This is a genomic window from Enterococcus sp. 2201sp1_2201st1_C11_2201SCRN_220225 (genome assembly GCF_040925905.1).
Taxonomy (GTDB): Bacteria; Bacillota; Bacilli; order Lactobacillales; family Enterococcaceae; genus Enterococcus_C; species Enterococcus_C asini_A.
This window is the reverse complement of the sequence record NZ_JBCOJC010000047.1, coordinates 1-17,789: the sequence shown is the minus strand read 5'-3', so window position 1 is coordinate 17,789 and position 17,789 is coordinate 1. Positions and strand designations below refer to the sequence as shown.

22 protein-coding genes are annotated in these 17,789 nt (G+C 40.9%); 11 read left to right on the top strand and 11 right to left on the bottom strand.

Annotated elements, in window-relative coordinates:
• A partial coding sequence (locus AB5754_RS11055; RefSeq protein WP_368259596.1) for a LysR family transcriptional regulator occupies positions 1–647 on the bottom strand: 647 nt, incomplete at its 3' end.
• A gap of 106 nt (positions 648–753) precedes the next feature.
• On the bottom strand, positions 754–1,212 hold the full coding sequence (nrdI, locus tag AB5754_RS11050; RefSeq protein WP_368251025.1) for a class Ib ribonucleoside-diphosphate reductase assembly flavoprotein NrdI: 459 nt from the start codon (positions 1,210–1,212) through the stop codon (positions 754–756).
• Positions 1,213–1,403: 191 nt separating this feature from the next.
• Here nrdI and AB5754_RS11045 point away from each other — a divergent pair, with 191 nt between their 5' ends.
• The gene (locus tag AB5754_RS11045; protein ID WP_368250991.1) at positions 1,404–1,970 is read left to right on the top strand and encodes an N-acetyltransferase family protein; all 567 of its coding nucleotides are present in this window, start codon (positions 1,404–1,406) and stop codon (positions 1,968–1,970) included.
• Positions 1,971–2,026: 56 nt separating this feature from the next.
• Here the strand turns inward: AB5754_RS11045 and AB5754_RS11040 are convergent, their stop codons facing one another.
• The 3 genes from AB5754_RS11040 to AB5754_RS11030 form a co-directional block, all read right to left on the bottom strand.
• Complete coding sequence (locus tag AB5754_RS11040) at positions 2,027–2,374, bottom strand: hypothetical protein (RefSeq protein WP_368250990.1); 348 nt, start codon at positions 2,372–2,374, stop codon at positions 2,027–2,029.
• Between the two features lie 355 nt (positions 2,375–2,729).
• A complete protein-coding gene (locus AB5754_RS11035) occupies positions 2,730–3,245 on the bottom strand; it encodes a hypothetical protein (RefSeq protein ID WP_311832755.1) in 516 nt (171 codons plus the stop codon).
• A 65-nt stretch (positions 3,246–3,310) separates the two neighbouring features.
• A complete protein-coding gene (locus AB5754_RS11030) occupies positions 3,311–4,180 on the bottom strand; it encodes a Cof-type HAD-IIB family hydrolase (protein WP_368250989.1) in 870 nt (289 codons plus the stop codon).
• A gap of 126 nt (positions 4,181–4,306) precedes the next feature.
• On the opposite strand from AB5754_RS11030, the gene AB5754_RS11025 reads away from it, so the two are divergent.
• The 4 genes from AB5754_RS11025 (at position 4,307) to AB5754_RS11010 (ending at position 7,257) form a co-directional block, all read left to right on the top strand.
• Positions 4,307–4,981 (top strand): uracil-DNA glycosylase, encoded by a 675-nt coding sequence (locus tag AB5754_RS11025; RefSeq protein WP_368250988.1) that lies wholly within the window; start codon positions 4,307–4,309, stop codon positions 4,979–4,981.
• A 206-nt stretch (positions 4,982–5,187) separates the two neighbouring features.
• A complete protein-coding gene (gene pta, locus AB5754_RS11020; protein WP_368250987.1) occupies positions 5,188–6,168 on the top strand; it encodes a phosphate acetyltransferase in 981 nt (326 codons plus the stop codon).
• Between the two features lie 110 nt (positions 6,169–6,278).
• Positions 6,279–6,743 (top strand): tRNA (adenosine(37)-N6)-threonylcarbamoyltransferase complex ATPase subunit type 1 TsaE, encoded by a 465-nt coding sequence (tsaE, locus tag AB5754_RS11015; RefSeq protein WP_368250985.1) that lies wholly within the window; start codon positions 6,279–6,281, stop codon positions 6,741–6,743.
• Positions 6,736–7,257, top strand: coding sequence for a GNAT family N-acetyltransferase (locus AB5754_RS11010; protein WP_368250984.1), 522 nt, complete (start codon positions 6,736–6,738; stop codon positions 7,255–7,257). Before tsaE ends, AB5754_RS11010 begins: the two co-directional genes overlap by 8 nt.
• A gap of 42 nt (positions 7,258–7,299) precedes the next feature.
• Here the strand turns inward: AB5754_RS11010 and AB5754_RS11005 are convergent, their stop codons facing one another.
• Together AB5754_RS11005 and AB5754_RS11000 are read right to left on the bottom strand one after the other, a co-directional pair.
• Positions 7,300–7,833, bottom strand: a complete 534-nt coding sequence (locus AB5754_RS11005; protein ID WP_368250983.1) for a 3'-5' exonuclease — start codon at positions 7,831–7,833, stop codon at positions 7,300–7,302.
• Positions 7,834–7,951: 118 nt separating this feature from the next.
• Positions 7,952–8,707, bottom strand: coding sequence for an exodeoxyribonuclease III (locus tag AB5754_RS11000; protein WP_311832762.1), 756 nt, complete (start codon positions 8,705–8,707; stop codon positions 7,952–7,954).
• Positions 8,708–8,816: 109 nt separating this feature from the next.
• Here AB5754_RS11000 and AB5754_RS10995 point away from each other — a divergent pair, with 109 nt between their 5' ends.
• Both AB5754_RS10995 and murB read left to right on the top strand, forming a co-directional pair.
• Positions 8,817–9,728: a Gfo/Idh/MocA family protein gene (locus AB5754_RS10995; RefSeq protein WP_368250982.1), complete on the top strand. Its 912-nt coding sequence runs from the start codon at positions 8,817–8,819 to the stop codon at positions 9,726–9,728.
• Positions 9,729–9,821: 93 nt separating this feature from the next.
• Positions 9,822–10,709: a UDP-N-acetylmuramate dehydrogenase gene (gene murB / locus AB5754_RS10990; RefSeq protein ID WP_368251024.1), complete on the top strand. Its 888-nt coding sequence runs from the start codon at positions 9,822–9,824 to the stop codon at positions 10,707–10,709.
• Between the two features lie 66 nt (positions 10,710–10,775).
• On the opposite strand, the gene AB5754_RS10985 is transcribed toward murB, so the two are convergent.
• From AB5754_RS10985 to AB5754_RS10970, 4 genes are read right to left on the bottom strand one after another with little or no spacing between them, the layout of a single operon-like run.
• Complete coding sequence (locus AB5754_RS10985) at positions 10,776–11,417, bottom strand: ECF transporter S component (RefSeq protein ID WP_368250981.1); 642 nt, start codon at positions 11,415–11,417, stop codon at positions 10,776–10,778.
• A gap of 21 nt (positions 11,418–11,438) precedes the next feature.
• Positions 11,439–11,996: a phosphopantothenoylcysteine decarboxylase gene (coaC, locus tag AB5754_RS10980; RefSeq protein ID WP_368250980.1), complete on the bottom strand. Its 558-nt coding sequence runs from the start codon at positions 11,994–11,996 to the stop codon at positions 11,439–11,441.
• Complete coding sequence (gene coaB / locus AB5754_RS10975; RefSeq protein WP_368250979.1) at positions 11,993–12,757, bottom strand: phosphopantothenate--cysteine ligase; 765 nt, start codon at positions 12,755–12,757, stop codon at positions 11,993–11,995. Before coaB ends, coaC begins: the two co-directional genes overlap by 4 nt.
• Position 12,758: 1 nt before the next feature.
• Complete coding sequence (locus tag AB5754_RS10970; RefSeq protein WP_368250977.1) at positions 12,759–13,727, bottom strand: YhdH/YhfP family quinone oxidoreductase; 969 nt, start codon at positions 13,725–13,727, stop codon at positions 12,759–12,761.
• 294 nt (positions 13,728–14,021) lie between these two features.
• Between AB5754_RS10970 and AB5754_RS10965 the strand changes: the two genes are divergently transcribed.
• From AB5754_RS10965 to AB5754_RS10950, 4 genes are all read left to right on the top strand, one after another.
• Positions 14,022–15,269: a carboxylate--amine ligase gene (locus AB5754_RS10965; protein ID WP_368250976.1), complete on the top strand. Its 1,248-nt coding sequence runs from the start codon at positions 14,022–14,024 to the stop codon at positions 15,267–15,269.
• 159 nt (positions 15,270–15,428) lie between these two features.
• Positions 15,429–16,520 (top strand): ABC transporter ATP-binding protein, encoded by a 1,092-nt coding sequence (locus AB5754_RS10960; RefSeq protein ID WP_368250975.1) that lies wholly within the window; start codon positions 15,429–15,431, stop codon positions 16,518–16,520.
• An 11-nt stretch (positions 16,521–16,531) separates the two neighbouring features.
• Positions 16,532–17,341, top strand: a complete 810-nt coding sequence (locus AB5754_RS10955) for an ABC transporter permease (protein WP_311832770.1) — start codon at positions 16,532–16,534, stop codon at positions 17,339–17,341.
• Positions 17,338–17,789, top strand: a 452-nt coding sequence (locus AB5754_RS10950; RefSeq protein ID WP_368259595.1) for an ABC transporter permease, incomplete at its 3' end; no start/stop codon positions are given. The genes AB5754_RS10955 and AB5754_RS10950, both read left to right, overlap by 4 nt.

The window sequence follows — 17,789 nt, the reverse complement described above, 5'->3', positions numbered from 1 at the left end:
GCATTCAATAAAGACAAGGCCATTTCTCCATTATTCACTTGAATCAAGTGGGGATTCAAATTATTTTGTTTTAAGTAATCTTCATTGACTAAACGCATACCGGAATGATCCTCCCGCATAATCCAATAGTCTGAAGCAGGATCACCCACTAAGACCAACTCATCTCGGAAGATAATCTTTTGATTTAAGACTTCGCTACGCACCGGTTTTTCCACAAAGCCAATATCCGCTTTATTTTGTTCCAACTGATGAAGCACTTCTTCGGAATTCATCATTTCCAAGGTGAAATCAATCATGGGGTACAGTCTGATTAAGTAAGCCACGATTTGAGGCACCAAATAAACGCCACAAGTATTGGAGCAAGCAATGATGCAGTGTTCGCGGAAGTTCTCTTTTTCGCGAATTCGTTGGGCTGAATCTTCCCAAAGCTCCAACATTTGCAAGGCTTTAGGATAAAAGAAGTCCGCCGCTTCTGTGGGACGGATTTCCTGTTTGCCATTGCGAATAAATAAAGAAGTCATTAATTGTTCTTCGAGTTTTTTGACTTGTAGGGAAATAGTCGGCTGGGATAAGTATAGCTGTTCGGCAGCCTGAGTAAAATTGCGGCTTTCATAGACGGCAATAAAGGTTTTAATTAATTGAAACATCTGAACTCCTCCTAGTAAGAGCTAACATCTTTGATTATAGTATGGAATCAAAGGAAATGATACGCTTTCTTTTACTTGAAGTTAAGAAAGAGGGGCTTTTATCCTGTTAAATTTCTTGCTCTTTTCTTGTGGCGACTACTAACTCATAAATTCGAGTGACATCCGCTGCTGTTCCCCGGAGTTCATAGTCAGCCAGTAAAGGAACGGCAAATGCTTCGGCATATTGTTTGGCAGTTAAACAATACTGGTTGTTGAAGTTTTTATTGCCGCTGCCAATGATGCCAAGGCAGTATTGGGCATTGTTACGAAACGCAATGTGTTCCCGTAAGCTTTCTGTTAAAATTTCTTGATCCCCGTTATCAACGCCATTGCCACCTTCCAAATAAGTGGGAACAAAGGCGAAAAAGGGTGTGGTTTCTTCATAAGGCAAGGTATTGTCGTCGATTTCTTCTAGAATAATTTGAGGGGCTGTTTCATTGAAGCGCTGTTGTTCTTTGCCATAAGCCTGTAAATGTTGGACAAACGCGCGAGTGTTACCTGTAATTGATAAATAAACAATTTTGATTTCCATAATTACCTCCTAATTTTCCTTTGATAGCTAAATGACTCTATCCATTATAGCATTATCTTTTGGACTCCTCTAAAATTTGGCTGAAGGGGAAATTTGAAGAGCTTGTTTTCTTTTTAAATCCTGTTATGCTATTTAATGAGAAAGCTGCTCGATTGTATGAGAGCTAAAGAAGTAGGAGGAAGATTATGATTCGTGATGCCCGTAAAGAAGACGCCAAAGCGATTGCGCCGTTAATCTTGGTGATTTTACAAGACATGGAGTTACCTTTTGTGATGCAATATGGGGTGGAGCAGACCTTGGCAGTTTTGGAAAAGGGAATTCAAAGTGAGGACTATCGTTATAGTTATCGTCGTGCTTTAGTCGCAGAAGAAGATGGCGTGGTGGCAGGAGTAGCGTTTGGTTATCCAGATCGGGATGAGCCCTTAATTGATTTGCCTTTAGCCGAAATTTTAGCTGATCTTGGCTTGCCGCAAACAGAAAAACTTTTTACTGATCCTGAAACTTTTCCAAATGAGTGGTATTTGGATACCATTAGTGTAAATGCCGCTTTTCGTGGACAAGGAATCGGCACTCAATTGTTGGCTGCATTACCTCAATTAGCCCGTAAATCTCACCAAAATGTGATTGGACTTAGTGTGGACAAAGAAAACCCCAAAGCAAAACGCCTGTACCAACGAGCTGGCTTTGAAGTAGTAGGGCAAGCTGTAATCAGTGGTCACCAATACGACCACATGCAAAAAAAGATTAACTAAAAAATGCTCTGTCCAGTAAGTCTAACTTACTGGATAGAGCATTTTTCGTGTTTATTTTAATGGACTTTCAGGTTTAAGAGGTGACCGATTTTTTCACCACTGTACCAAGAAAGAGCAATGCTAGCAAACAAAAAGATTGGTGAGTTCGCCAATGTGTGACTGAGACTATTGCCCAATAAGCAAATTAGACTAAATAGGATAATGCCTACGACTAAGCCGACGATACCACTGATAAAAGCTTTGGAGTCTTGGTCAAATTCCGTATCCCCGTAATTGACAGCCATCGATTCGGCACCAGTTACTAATTCGGAAACATAGTAATGAGAGACTGGATTTTGAGGGTCAAATTCTCCTTTTGTAAGTGCAGTTTTGCAATGGGCACTTTGGTAGTTCATGTTTTCCATGATTTATCCTCCTTAAGAATAAAAGAACAATATGTATGAGTTAAACAACCGTTTTACAGGGTCATTATAACGCCTTTCAAAGGCTTTGAATAGCCAGAAATACCAGCTTTTTGAAAGATTAAATCTTCAGAAAATTGCTTTTAAACTAACTTTTTAAGGGCTGTTAAAAATATGACGGGCAATATTGAAAAATTGAAATTGTCAATCAAATTCGAAAAATAAAATAACGAAAAGCAGACGATTTTCTTTATACTTCAAAGCCTAATGTTGAATAGTAAAAAAGATGAACCTGGCTATCTTCTTTAAAGAGGATAACCAGGTTCATCTCTAGTGCTTGAAAGTCTCATTTCATTTATTAACTAGGCAGAAAATGCCAAGTAAAGTTATTGTTTTGATCTTTGCGTCGATTGTATAGCCAGTAATCCATTACGGCAGCGATACAGATACATAAAGGGGCATCCTGGTCTTCAGTTACATCTAAGACATAATAATCCCCGGTCAATAAGGTAGCTTTGTCCATTTTCATAATTCGTTGATTGAAGTGGTGAATGCTGTAACGATGATTGTAAATATCCCCTTGAACAGTCCAATGCAGCTGCTGGATATAGTAGAAATCTCCCGGCCAGTTGAAAATCTTTTGCAAGGTGCCTACGCGTTTAAAATCTTGGTAAATTTCAAAGCGGGAGCCAAAGGTAAAACTGACTTGTTTAATACTAGCAACTAGATGACCATCCATAGCATAAAGGGATAGGGCATCTCCTTTTGTTCCCCAACGGCCAACCAATAAGAACAAGGAATTGCCGTCTTCGTCTTTAACAATGGTTCGGGTGATTTTGCTCAGTTGTTTGTCCTGAATGAAAAATTCCGACATGCGATTTCCTCTTTTCCTGTCGTGATTCCTGCCGGGACTAGTGATAAGGATAATTGAATGAAAGACTAAAGATTTTCTGCTATGGCCCGGGTGATGGCTTTGCCCACACCGTCTTCAATATTGGTGTCTGTAATATATTTGGCATATTCTTTCACTTCTAATGCCGCATTTCCCATGGCAAAGCTGACACCAGCCATTTGAATCATGCTGACATCGTTTAAATTGTCGCCGATAGTCATGACTTCATTTAAAGGAATCCCTCGTTTTTTGGCTACATGAGCTACGGCTATTCCTTTTTGGGCCTCCCGATGATTGATTTCTATATTATTCGCACCGGAAGAAGTGATGGCCAAATCGCCAAAACCTTCTAATTCTTTGGCTACAGGAACTAAGACTTTGGCTTCTTCTTTATGGAAACAAATGATTTTTAAAACTTCTAACTGGTTTTCCTTCAATTGGTGGCGAATATCCGCCACATAGTGAATCGGCAAATGTTCCAGTTGTGCTTTTACCATGGCGAGAGCTGTTTCTCGTGTTAAATGGGGCATGGATTCCCCTAAATGAGTAACGAAAAGCTCTATTCGTTGATTTTTATCTTGGGTGAAGAGTCCGTGATTGGTGGCAACTTCGTAGTAAATACTGCGTTCGTCCAATAAGTCTAAAATACTGTTCACGCTACTTGGTTCAATGGGAACGGTGAATAAAGAGTTGCCCATTTTATCAAAGACTTGCGCGCCATTTAAAGTGACCATGGCACATTCAATGCCGGCTTTTTTCAAAGGGTGAATCGCTTCGGTGCGATTGCGACCAGTGGCGACAATAAATTCTATGCCTTGGTCCGTGGCAGCTTTAATAGCAGTGGCGTTTTCTGGCGAAATGCTCATATCAGAGTCTAACAGTGTTCCATCCATATCAGATGCGATTAATTTAATCATTTTTGCTCCTCGTTTCCTTAGGTTCGCTACTTTTAGTTTACCACAAATGACGCTCCCCAGAACAGCTAGAGTTTTCCAAGACAGAAAGTAGAAAATAAGGTACACTGGCTCTTGAGGTGAGAAACAGTGAAAGAGATTATTCATAACAGTTGGCAGCAAGTGCTAGAAAAAGAATTCACAAAACCTTATTACTTGCAACTGCGTAAATTTTTAAAAAATGAATACCAAACGAAAACCATCTATCCAGATATGTATCGAATTTTTACTGCTTTGGAGTTGACTCCTTATGAAGGGGTAAAAGTGGTTATTTTAGGTCAAGACCCCTATCACGGTCCCAACCAAGCTCACGGCCTAGCTTTTTCGGTGGAAAGTGGTAAAATTCCGCCTTCTTTGCAAAATATTTATAAAGAAATGAACAGTGATTTAGGAATTCTGCCAGCAAATCATGGCAATTTGACTCATTGGGCAAAACAAGGTGTCTTATTGCTAAACACGGTTTTAACAGTGCGGGCAGGGGAGGCCAACTCTCATCAAGGTCAAGGCTGGGAGCAGTTTACCGATTCCATTATTCAAGCATTAAATGAGCGAAAACAGCCGGTGGTCTTTATTCTTTGGGGCAGACCTGCGCAACAAAAGGCTAAGATGATCGACAAGAAAAAACACATCATTATTGCTTCAGCCCATCCTAGTCCACTGTCAGCTTATCGGGGTTTTTTTGATTCCCATCCTTTCTCCAAAACCAATGCTGCATTAGCTGCATTAGGTGAAAAACCGATTGATTGGCAATTACCTAATTCTTAGTATCGTTATGATACAACAGTTGTAACTGTACTATCATAGATTGATTGATTTAGCATAGTATGTGAAAGTAATAACGAAGATAAAGACTTTTTTATTGTAACAGAAGATTCAATCTGTTTTTTTTCTTGGGAATAGTGTATGATGTATGAGAAATCAAAAAACACATCGCTTCCATGGTGAAGCATCATACTCAGGAGGGTATTTCAGTGGAATTATTCGAAAGCTTAAAAGAAAAAATCTACGGGAAAAACATGCGAATTGCATTCCCAGAAGGAACGGAACCACGGATTTTAAGTGCTGTGGCTCGTTTGAAAGCAGACGGTTTAGTGGAACCGGTTTTAATCGGGAACCCAGAAGAAATTAAAACGATTGCTGAAGACCGCGGCGTTTCCGTGGAAAACTTCGAAATCCTTGATCCAAATAACTATGAAAAATTTGACGAAATGGTAGCAGCTTTTGTTGAACGTCGTAAAGGCAAAGCGACAGAAGAACAAGCGCGAGAAATCTTAAAAGATGTGAACTACTTTGGTACTATGTTGACATATATGGGCTTAACAGACGGTATGGTCTCAGGTGCGGTTCATTCCACTGGGGATACAGTGCGTCCAGCGTTGCAAATTATTAAAACAAAACCAGGTGTCAGCCGGACAAGTGGTGCTTTCTTAATGGTTCGTGGTCGGGATCAAGAAAAATATTTGTTCTCTGACTGTGCCATCAATGTAAATCCAAATGCTCAAGAATTAGCTGAGATTGCGGTGGATTCTGCTAAGACTGCCGAATTGTTTGATATTGATCCTAAAGTTGCGATGTTGAGTTTCTCTACGAAAGGTTCTGCAAAAGCACCAGAAGTAGACAAAGTCGCTGAAGCTACAAAAATTGCCCAAGAATTAGCTCCAGGCTATCAAATTGACGGCGAATTGCAATTTGATGCCGCTTATGTAGCCTCTGTTGGTCAATTGAAAGCACCAAATTCTCCTGTTGCGGGTAAAGCTACTGTCTTTGTCTTCCCAGACTTACAAGCCGGAAACATTGGCTACAAGATTGCCCAACGTTTCGGTAATTTTGAAGCAATTGGCCCAATCTTACAAGGCTTGAACAAGCCAGTTTCTGACTTGTCTCGAGGCGCCAATGAAGAAGATGTTTACAAATTGTCAATCATCACTGCTGCTCAAGCATTGAATAACTAATTGAAAGTATTATTTATAAGAAAGAGTGTCGCAAAGTTTGCGACACTCTTTTTGCCTTGTCTTAGGGAAACGGGTATACTGATTTTAGAAAAAAATAGGAGGAAGTCTCTTTGTTATTACATAATCTTGAAGAAACAGAAAGCTTTGCCAAACAGATAGGAGAGCTAGCAGAGGCTGGGGATGTATTGGTCCTAACTGGAGATCTAGGCGCTGGTAAGACTACTTTGACCAAGGGAATCGCTCTAGGATTAGGGATTGAGCAAATGATCAAAAGCCCGACTTATACGATTATTCGGGAATACACTACAGGGCGCTTGCCTTTGTATCATATGGATATTTACCGAGTAGCAGAAGGAGCCGGGGATTTAGGCTTAGAGGAATACTTTGAAGGCGAAGGTCTTTCTGTAGTCGAATGGGGGAATCTGCTCCAAGAAGATCTGCCGGTGGATTATTTAGAGTTGATTTTAAAAAAAGTGGCTGGAAATTCAGAAGAACGGCAGTTACAGATGGTAGCTCATGGCAAGGCCAGTGAAGCTTTCTTAAATCGAATCAATACAGGGGGCTCTCATGACTGATATCAACTTAACGTTGCAACAAGCTCGTTTTGAAGACGCTACAGCATTGATTGCACTCTTAAATCAATTAGGACAAGAAACAGAATTTATGAGTTTTGATCGCTTTGGCATGGGCTTGAATCCAGAAATTCTCGGCAGTCACTTGGAAAGTTTAGCAGCTAGTAGCCATCAGTTGCTCTTGGTTGCAGAAATGGCTACAGAGTTAGTCGCGGTAGCCTCAATTTCTGGAGACAACGATCCTCGGGTACGTCATATTGGCGAAGTGGGGATTGGGGTTTTACAAGAATACTGGGGGCTTGGCTTAGGTAGTTTATTGATGGAAGAATTATTGGATTGGGCAGAGTCAAGTGAAGAATTATTTCGCTTAGAGTTAAAAGTTCAAGTGCAAAATATTCGTGGGCGGCGTTTATATGAAAAATTTGGCTTTGAATTAGAAGCCCGTATGCCTCGAGGTGCCAGAAGCGATGATGGGAACTTTTTAGAGGTGGATTTAATGAGTTTATTGTTGCATTGAAATAAAATCCCAGAGGCTACGGTTGCCTCTGGGATTTTATGCTTATTGAATCGTAACTAGTTTTTTCAAAGGATCCGTACCAAAGCTATCAGCTTGGCGTAAGAGAATTTTGGCGCAGGCTCGACTGTCTTCTAAGGCATCATGATGATTTTCTAAATCAATCTGCAAGTGATCACACATCGTATTTAAACGATGATTCGGACATTCTGGATACAGCTTACGACTGGTGCGTACCGTACACAATGACAGGTATTGAGGCTTGGCTAGATGATAATAGTCCAAACAACCCGCTAAAACTTTATTGTCAAAAGCCGCATTGTGGGCCACGACTAAACTTTTTGGATTGAAATAAGGCTGAATTTGTTCCCAAACTTCTGGGAATTTTGGTGCATGAGCCACGTCTTGAGGATGAATATGATGAATTTGAATATTCCGCCAGAAGAAATCCGTTTCCGGTTGAATTAAAGTGTAGTATTCGCCGACAATCTGATCATTGCGCACCATGACGAGGGCTAGTGAACAGGCACTATAAGGTTTGGCATTAGCCGTTTCAAAATCCATGGCGATAAAATTCATCCCGTAAACACTCCTTGTACATAATCAAGATTCGTTTTGACTATAACATAAAAAAGCTGGGGAACGCGTATTCTGACTTGGATTTTTACCAAAAGTCAAACACTTCCCGAGCTTTCTTTTAAAGCGTAATATCTAATTCTACTGGACAGTGGTCACTGCCAAAAATTTCATTGTGTATTTTGGCATCCACCATTTTGTCTTGCAAGTCATCGGAAACGACAAAATAATCAATGCGCCACCCAGCGTTGTTGGCCCGTGCATTAAAGCGATAGCTCCACCAAGAATAACGGCCCTCTACATCGGGATAGAAGTAACGGAAACTATCGAGAAAGCCCGCTTGCAATAATTCACTAAATTTATTGCGTTCTTCTGGAGTAAAGCCGGCATTTTTTTGATTGGTCTTCCAGTTTTTCAAATCGATGTTTTCGTGAGCAACATTTAAATCCCCACATAAAATGACACTTTTTTTCGTTTTTAAAGCCGTTAAGTAAGTACGAAAAGCATCTTCCCAAGTCATACGATAATCTAGACGTTTCAATTGATTTTGAGAATTGGGGGTGTAGCAACAAACAAGATAAAATTCTGGATATTCCAAGGTGATAACCCGGCCTTCTTGATCGTGTTCGGCAATGCCAATGCCATAACTTACGGATAATGCGGGCTCTTTTGCAAAAATAGCAGTACCGGAATAGCCTTTTTTCTCCGCATAAGCCCAATACTCATGATAGCCGGGCAAATCCATTTCAATTTGACCTGCCTGAAGCTTCGTTTCTTGTAAGCAGAAGAAATCTGCATCTAGTTCTTGAAAGACTTCCATAAAATTCTTTTTCATAACGGCCCGTAAACCATTCACATTCCACGAGATAAATTTCAAAGGTGAACACGCTCCAATCTATTTGTCTCCATTCTAGCGAAAAATTTGGTAAGATGAAAGAAATCTGTACGGAATATCCGACGAGACAATCGTCATAAGGAGGAAAATTATGAAAATCGGTGTTATTGGTATTGGCAACATTGCCCAAAAAGCTTATTTACCGCTATACAGTGCTAATCGTGACCAAGGGGAGTTTGTCTTTGCCACCAGTAATCCTAAAACAAAGGAGATGCTAATAAGTCGTTATGGCTTCACTCATTGTGTGACAACATTGGAAGAATTATTGTCTCAGAATATTCAGGCTTGTATGATTCATGCGGCTACTCATGTTCACGGGCAATACATTCGTCGCTGTTTGGAAGCGGGGATTCATGTCTTTGTGGATAAGCCGATTTCAGAAGACCCTCAAGAAGTAGCAGAACTACTGGAGTTAGCAAAAGCACGAGGCCTGCTTTTAATGGCAGGTTTCAATCGCCGGTTTGCGCCTTTAGTGGTACCTTTAAAAGCGACTGCCGACAAACACTTGCTTGTATTGCAAAAACACCGCATCAACCACCCGCAACCAGTGAAATTTGTGACCTATGATTTGTTTTTACACGTGATTGATACGGCCCTTTACTTACTAGACGAAGAAATTGAACAGGTTCATGCACAAGGAGTAATCAATGAAGGTTTGTTGTACCAAGCACATTTGACGATACAAACTGCAACAACTCAAGCTAGCCTGCATATGGATTTAACCAGTGGTGTCAATCAAGAGCGTTATCAAGTGACAGCGAGTGGCGGAAATTATGAATTACAAGAATTAACACAATTAATCCAGACCACTCAAGAATCAAAACAGGAATTTCGTGGGAATGACTGGGAGACCACATTGACTAAACGGGGCTTTCAACCGATGTTTCAGGCTTTTTTAGCTGCAGTTTCTGGTAAGCCAGCAGATTTGAAACAAGAAAGAATCTTAGAAAGTCACCAACTGTGCCAAAGCTTTTTACAGCAGTTAGCAATAGAGCAAGACTAGCCAGTCTAACTAAGTCGTGCTAAAATGGGGAAGATGTTTTAGGCAATTTAGCGATGGAACTGTTTAGAAAGGATTTTTATTTTGAAAATTGATATGAAGGGATCTTTTCCCAATCTTGCCATTTTAGTCGATGAACCATTGATGAATTATACATTTACCAAAACCGGCGGCCCAGCGGATTTCTTGGCTTTTCCGAAAACGGCTGAAGAAGTACAGGCTTTGGTTTTGTATTGCAAAGAGCAGGACATGCCTTGGTTGATTTTAGGCAATGCCAGTAATTTAATCGTCAAAGACGGGGGCATCCGCGGCTTAGTGATTATGCTCAGTGATATGAATGAAATTACCGTGACCCAAGAAGTGTTGACCGCTGAAGCTGGCGCTAAATTAATTGATGCTACTTATGTCGCATTGGATCATAAGTTGACTGGTTTTGAGTTTGCCTGTGGGATTCCTGGAAGTGTGGGCGGTGCGGTCTTTATGAATGCAGGAGCCTATGATGGAGAAATCCAAGGTGTTTTTGAATCCTGTGATGTTTTATTAGCGGACGGCACCATTAAAACTTACACCAAAGATGAAATGGCTTTTTCATACCGCCATACTGCATTACAAGACGTAAAAGGCATCATTTTACGGGCTCGTTTTTCTTTAGCTAAAGGGGACTATGAAACAATTAAAAGCCGTATGGGAGAATTAACGGAACTCCGGCAGTTAAAACAACCTTTGGAGTACCCTTCCTGTGGTAGCGTCTTTAAACGACCAGTGGGACATTATACCGGCAAATTAATTCAAGACGCAGGACTCCAAGGCCTGAAATGGGGCGGGGCTCAGATTTCTGAAAAACACGCTGGCTTTATTGTGAACGTGGATAACGCCACGGCGACAGATTACTTGGAATTAATCGCCCATATTCAAAAGACAATTTTGGAAAAATTTGGCGTGACTTTGGAAACAGAAGTTCGAATTATTGGCGAAGATGCTTAAATTAAAAAAGCTTGTCAGCACATTCTTAGAGAATGCACTGACAAGCTTTTTTTACTGGAGATGAATTTAAATAGTCCCGGTATTATTCCTTTGCAAACGCAATAAAATACTCGCTACAGCAGCGGTTAAAATACCAGCTACAATTGCTTCGGGAACACCTTGAGTCGCAATCACCGCAATGATGGCACCGTAAACTTGATTGGCTCCTTTGCCGATGAATTCCCCATAGGAGTCTTTAAACAAGAAGTAAATCAAGTTCATCACCAAAAGGGTATTGGTTAAACCTCCTGCAATTCCTGCGACAAATAAGGAGACACTGTTGGCTTTTTGCTTTAAAAGTTTACGGAAAAGTTGGTAGACATAATAAGGGACGATCCCTACTAAAATCCGAGGTACTAGTGCCACAATCAGAGCTTTCCAACTACCGTGAGTCGTCCCGATAATGGGGATAAAAGGAGAAAAGACAAAGGATAATGCGCTGGGGCGAGTTGTGGCGTTGATAATACTCATGACGCCAAAAGAAGTCCCGAGAAAACCACCTAGGCGAGGGCCTAAGAGAACAGAGCCGATAATCACCGGTACGTGTAAAATCGTCGCGTTTAAAGGGCCGATGGGAATAAAGCCGAGAAAAGGCACGACGCTCATTAAAATCATAATACCTAAAAAGAAGGCGGTCAAAACAATATCAAAGGTCTTCTTATTTTTCATGGAATGGTATGCTCCTTGCAACTAAATTTCTTGGGCCGCGAGTTCTGCATCCACGGCTTTGACAATATCTTCTACGGTGGCTAAAGCCCCGCGACCAAAATCACCACAGGCTAGCATGGCTTCTCGCGGTTCAATTTCTTTATACCCGATTTCTTTTAAGTAGTCCAGATTTTTCTGATTGGCAGGATTTTGATACATATAAGTATTCATGGCCGGCGCTACTAATTTTGGCGTGCCGGGATGCAGGGCTAACGCTACGGTAGAGACCATGTCGTCGGCAATACCATTGGCGATTTTGCCAATGGTATTGGCAGTAGCTGGGGTGACTAAAAATAAATCAGCTTTTTTAGCCAAATCAATATGAGTGATTAACTCCGGTTGATTTTCTGCCATTACGTCTGTGTAAACAGGACGTTTCGAGAGCGATTGTAACGTAAGGGGAGTGATGAATTTTGTGGCGTTTCTGGTCATTAAAACATCTACCAAATACCCTTTTTTAGCTAATTCATTGGTTAAATCCGCCGCTTTATAAGCAGAGATGCTAGCGGAGACACCTAGTAAAATATGAGGTCGTTTCATAAGGATTGCTTCCTTTCTAAAATGGTATCCAGAATCAAGCGGGCAATGGCTTCTTTCGTATTGGCTTTGGCTACTACACCTTTGGCATCTAAAAGATAGCCGTGGTGTTGTCCGGCATTAATGGAAGTCAAATCATTGGCTAAGACATAATCTGCCTGATTTTTGACTAGAGCTTTTTGAGCCACAGCTAATAGTTCTTCTTCGGCCACGTCCACTAACAGTTTAAAACCGACTAAAAGCGTATCCGGCTGTAACTCTTTAATCTGGCTGATGACTTTTGGGGTTTGTTTTAAGACCATAAATAAGTGTTCGGTTTTAGAAGAAATTTTAGTGGCATCTTCTTGTTGAGCTTCTAAAATGGCCAATAGTTTTGCTAGTTCAGCCTCGGTAAATTGGGAGTCTGTTTTTTGCTGAAGCCAAGTGTTCATACCTTGGATAAAACTTTCTTGACTAAGGCTAACAACTGGTGTGAAGTCGCTCACTGCCATGGCGTGAATCACTGCTAGATAAGTCTGTTTTTCTAAAAGCTGTCGCATGATTTTTTGTAAATCTGCTGTGTTTTCAATGGGATGTAAGGTAATCCGAGGATCTTTTGGCGGTAACATTGCCCCTTTTGCAACAATGTAGTCCACCGTGAGATTTCCTTTGGCTAAGGCAGCTTTCGCTAGTTGCACCCCAAGACTTCCAGAAGAGTGATTGGTAATGGAGCGGACTTGGTCGATTTTTTCTGCGGTGCCTCCTGCAGTAATTAAGATACGCATATTATTCACCTTCTACTTTGACAATGGTCCGACCACTGTGGGTGCCACTTAGCAAACTTTGGGCCACAGTAGGGACTTCTTCTAATGAAATTTCTTGTAATGGTAATTGAGACAAACTGTCTTTGTGTTGGGCTAATAAGTCCCAAGCAGTTTTACGTTGGACAGTGGTGGCATTTACAGAATCAATCCCAGCTAAAGTAACCCCTCGTAAAATAAAAGGCAAGACCGTAGTTGTAAGTTTGATTCCTCCCGCATTGCCACAAGCGGTCACCACACCGCCATAGCTGACATGGGGTAAAATTTTTGCTAACAATTCGCCCCCTACTGTATCCACCACACCGGCAAATAGTTGACGATTTAAAGGTTTGCTTTCTGATAAAAAGTTTTCTGGAGTATAGATTTCGCAGACAGGCTCCAGTAGCGCACTAGCCTTTTCTTTACGACTTATGATACTGATTTTTTCATAACCCAATGCCCGTAACAAAGCTACTGCAAGACTCCCCACACCGCCAGTAGCGCCGGTTACTAAAACCGGTTGTTCCGGTGTGACTTTTCTAGTTAACTCTGCGATACATAAGGCAGCAGTTAAGCCAGCGGTACCAAAACCCATGACTTCTTTTAAACTGAGTTTTTCAGGTAAGGAGAAGAGCCATTTAGCAGGAACCACTTGGTACTCGCTATACCCGCCGTTGCGACTAACCCCTAATTCGTAACCTGTGGCAAAAACTAAGTCACCGGCTTTGAATTCAGGCGCACAGCTTTTAACCACGGTACCAGCTAAATCAATTCCCGGCGTTGTAGGATAAGAACGAATGACACCGCCTTTTTCTGTCAAGGCGAGGGCATCTTTATAATTCAGGCTGGAGTAGCTGATTTTGACTAAGACTTCACCACTTTCAGGAATTGGTTGGGCTAAGTCGATGATTTCACAAATATGATGATCGGTTTGATTGACTTGTAAAGCTTTCATTTCTACAAGACCCTCCTAAAGAGTTTGAGAGAAAGTAAGACTGCCTTTCTCTTTGCTGTCATCATACCATAAAATGAAGGGGAGAACAGGGATGTCGTTTCAGTATCTTTCCAGAAAAAGTGTTGTATTTTACGGAAAACTATCGCGATTTCAAGGTAGAAATTCTTGATTTACAAGCGGGCTATGGTATGATTACTCTGGTAATGTAATGGCAACGAAAGTCCGTATGATATGCTGCCATCAGGAACAGGCTGTGTAAGACAGAATGTGAGAGAAAATAAGGATGTGTAGGTAATGAGTAAATCCACAAAATTTACGCCGATTTTGTTGGGAAGTGATATGAATGTTTATGGGATGGCACGGGGTTTTTATGAAGCTTATGGAATCACATCCATCGCCTATGCCTCGGATCAACTGGCGCCAACGCGATACAGTAAAATAGTAGAAGTCCGGTTGGTTCATGATTTTCATGAGGATCCGGTCTTTATTGAAACCATGCGCAAATTGCAAAAAGAAGTCTTTACCGATCCTAACGAAAACTATTTGTTAGTGGCTTGTGGAGACGGGTATGCCGAATTATTAGCGAAGCACAAAGAGGATTTGTCGCAACATTTCCTTTTTGCGGCCAATGACTACGATTTGTTTAAAAAACTTTCCAATAAAGTTAGTTTTTATGAAACCTGTGAAGAATACCAATTGCCTTATCCTAAGACGATGATTATCACCAAAGATATGGTGGTTGATGGTAAGTTAGACCGGCCGCTACCTTTTGATTTTCCGGTAGCCTTAAAACCGGCCAATAGTGTAGAGTGGTTGGATATTCATTTTGAAGGTCGTAAGAAAGCTTTTATTATTGATACGATTGAAGAGTTTAATACGATTTTAAATCGCCTGTACCAAGCAGGTTACACCAGCGAAATGATCGCCCAAGATTTTATCCCGGGAGACGACAGCAATATGCGGGTCTTAAATGCCTATGTGGACCAAAGCGGCAACGTACGCTTTATGTTTTTGGGCCATCCTTTATTGGAAGATCCTACACCGGCTTCAGTAGGAAACTATGTGGTGATTGTGCCTGATGAAGACGAAGGGATTTACCAAACCATTAAAGCCTTTTTGCAAAAAATCAATTATCGAGGCTTTGCAAACTTTGATTTGAAGTATGATACTCGTGATGGCATCTTCAAACTTTTTGAAATCAACTTGCGCCAAGGTCGTAGCAGTTTCTTTGTGACTTTAAATGATTTTAATTTGGCTAGTTTTCTTGCCGAAGATCGGGTGTTCGAGACACCTTTTGTCACCACTCGCTATGGGCGAAAAAATGATGCTGCAAAGGTTTGGCTAGGAGTACCAAAGAAAATCTTTGAAGAATACGCAGTGGACAGTCCCGACAAACGTTTTGCCCAAGAGTTAATTAAAAAAGGGCAATGGGGCACGACGGTTTTTTATGAAAAAGATCGCTCTTTAAAACGCTGGGTACTGATGAAGTACATGTTCTACAACTACTATAAACGCTTTAAAACGTATTTTAGCGTGAAGTAATCAAAGGGGTACGGGATGATGAGATTCCGTACTCCTTTTTAGTTGAAGTATCCTGTTTTCTAAAAGATTTCTAACTTGTGTTTTTGGATAGAATCAGTATGCTTATATAGAAACAAAAAGTAAACCGGGCTTTGTTCGGTTAATAAGGGGAGGAGACAATTGGCAAAACCAATCATTTCATTTGAACATGTGACAAAACGCTATGAAGACACAGAGGAACCCGTGTTAAAAGACATCAGTTTCGATATCGAAGAAGGAAAATTCTATACCTTACTAGGACCTTCTGGCTGTGGGAAAACTACGATATTACGCATTATTGCCGGTTTTTCTGAGGCAAATACTGGAGATGTTTACTTTGATGGGAAACGGATCAATGACATTCCCGCCAACAAACGCCAAGTGAACACGGTTTTTCAAGACTATGCCCTATTTCCTCATATGAATGTCTTTGATAATGTAGCATTTGGCTTAAAAATAAAGAAACTTTCCAAAGCTGCCATTAAGGAAAAAGTGATGGAGGCTTTGCGCCTTGTCCAATTAAAAGGTTATGAAAAACGAGAAATCTCCGAGATGTCTGGTGGCCAACGTCAACGAGTAGCAATTGCGCGGGCAATCGTCAATGAACCAAAAGTTTTATTACTAGATGAACCTTTATCAGCATTGGATTTGAAATTGCGTACCGATATGCAATACGAATTGCGAGAATTGCAACGGCGATTAGGAATCACCTTTATCTTCGTCACTCATGACCAAGAAGAAGCCTTAGCTATGAGTGATGAAATCTTTGTGATGAACAAAGGGAAAGTCGTTCAAAGCGGTACACCGGTGGATATTTATGACGAACCGATCAACCATTTTGTGGCGGACTTTGTGGGTGAATCCAATATTGTGAAAGGAGTCATGATTGAAGACAATCTAGTAGAGTTTGTAGGCAAAAAATTCGTCTGTGTGGATGGTGGGATGGCGCCTAACGAACCAGTAGAAGTAGTTTTACGTCCAGAAGATTTAAACATTACTACTGCCCAAAAAGGAAAACTGGTAGTAAAAGTCGATACACAACTATTCCGCGGAGTCCACTATGAAATTATTTGTTACGACGAAGACGGCAACGAATGGATGGTACATTCCACCAGAAAAGCTACTCCCGGAAGCCAAGTAGGACTGGCCTTTGAACCAGAAGATATTCACGTGATGCGTTTCAACGAGTCTGAAGAAGATTTTGATGCTCGTTTGGAAAGCTACGAAGAATAGGGGGCGTAACTATGACTAAAATGCGTCGTCTTTATTCGATTCCTTATGTGATGTGGCTCTTGCTTTTCGTTATTGCGCCGGTGTTGTTGATCATTTATCAATCATTCTTTGACATGAATGGGAACTTTACTTTGGCTAATTACCAGACCTACTTAGCCAGTGGCAAGTACTTGGCCATGACGGTGAATTCTGTGCTGTATGCGTTTTTGATTACGGTATTGACTTTATTGATCAGTTATCCCACAGCTTATTTTTTGACAAAACTTAAGCACAAAGATTTGTGGCTGTTATTGATTATCTTGCCCACATGGGTGAATTTATTGTTAAAAGCCTATGCCTTTATTGGAATTTTTGGAGTGCATGGTGGTATTAATAACTTTTTAGGCCTTTTTGGAATTGCTCCCCAACAGATCTTATTTACTGATTTTAGTTTTATTGTGGTGGCCACTTATATTGAATTGCCTTTTATGATCATGCCGATTTTTAATGCCTTGGAAGAGTTAAATCCTTCTTTGATTTTTGCCAGTCGCGATCTTGGAGCCAATAGCTTTGAAACTTTCCGCCGAGTGGTTTTCCCGTTGTCATTAAACGGTGTGAAAAGTGGCGTCCAAGCAGTCTTTATTCCTTCGCTGTCACTGTTTATGTTGACCCGTTTAATCGGAGGGAATAGAGTCATCACTTTAGGGACCGCCATTGAACAGCATTTTCTCGTTACGCAAAACTGGGGTATGGGTTCAACCATCGGGGTGATTTTGATTATCGCCATGTTTGTGGTCATGCTTTTAACTGGTGAGAAAAGCAAAGGAGGGCGCCGTTCATGAAAAAGAAATTTGCTTGGTCTAAAGTCTATTTAGCGGTCTTTTTCGTCTTGCTATACATCCCCATTTTTTATCTAGTGTTTTACTCCTTTAATGCTGGAGGCAATATGAATGGGTTTAGCGGTTTTACTTTGGAACATTATCAAGCCGTCTTTGAAGATACCCGTTTGATTATTATCGTCTTAAACACTTTTATGTTGGCCTTTTTGTCTGCTTTAATTGCTACGATTATTGGAACCTTTGGCGCCATGGGGATTTACTATACCAAACGTCGCCGGACGCGGAATGCTTTGTTGTCTTTTAATAATATTTTGATGGTTTCACCAGATGTTATTATCGGGGCCAGCTTTTTGATTTTCTTTACTCTCGTAGGCTCGGTGGTGAAAAGCTTTCAACTTGGCTTTACTAGCGTCTTGTTGTCCCATGTGGCTTTTTCCATCCCGATTGTGGT

Coding starts and splice junctions, on each gene's coding strand:
- AB5754_RS11045 (WP_368250991.1), top strand. CDS start 1,404: ATGATTCGTGATGCCCGTAAAGAAGACGCCAAAGCGATTGCGCCGTTA.
- AB5754_RS11040 (WP_368250990.1), bottom strand. CDS start 2,374: ATGGAAAACATGAACTACCAAAGTGCCCATTGCAAAACTGCACTTACA.
- AB5754_RS11035 (WP_311832755.1), bottom strand. CDS start 3,245: ATGTCGGAATTTTTCATTCAGGACAAACAACTGAGCAAAATCACCCGA.
- AB5754_RS11030 (WP_368250989.1), bottom strand. CDS start 4,180: ATGATTAAATTAATCGCATCTGATATGGATGGAACACTGTTAGACTCT.
- AB5754_RS11010 (WP_368250984.1), top strand. CDS start 6,736: ATGACTGATATCAACTTAACGTTGCAACAAGCTCGTTTTGAAGACGCT.
- AB5754_RS11005 (WP_368250983.1), bottom strand. CDS start 7,833: ATGAATTTTATCGCCATGGATTTTGAAACGGCTAATGCCAAACCTTAT.
- AB5754_RS10995 (WP_368250982.1), top strand. CDS start 8,817: ATGAAAATCGGTGTTATTGGTATTGGCAACATTGCCCAAAAAGCTTAT.
- murB (WP_368251024.1), top strand. CDS start 9,822: ATGAAGGGATCTTTTCCCAATCTTGCCATTTTAGTCGATGAACCATTG.
- AB5754_RS10985 (WP_368250981.1), bottom strand. CDS start 11,417: ATGAAAAATAAGAAGACCTTTGATATTGTTTTGACCGCCTTCTTTTTA.
- coaC (WP_368250980.1), bottom strand. CDS start 11,996: ATGAAACGACCTCATATTTTACTAGGTGTCTCCGCTAGCATCTCTGCT.
- coaB (WP_368250979.1), bottom strand. CDS start 12,757: ATGCGTATCTTAATTACTGCAGGAGGCACCGCAGAAAAAATCGACCAA.
- AB5754_RS10970 (WP_368250977.1), bottom strand. CDS start 13,727: ATGAAAGCTTTACAAGTCAATCAAACCGATCATCATATTTGTGAAATC.
- AB5754_RS10965 (WP_368250976.1), top strand. CDS start 14,022: ATGAGTAAATCCACAAAATTTACGCCGATTTTGTTGGGAAGTGATATG.
- AB5754_RS10955 (WP_311832770.1), top strand. CDS start 16,532: ATGACTAAAATGCGTCGTCTTTATTCGATTCCTTATGTGATGTGGCTC.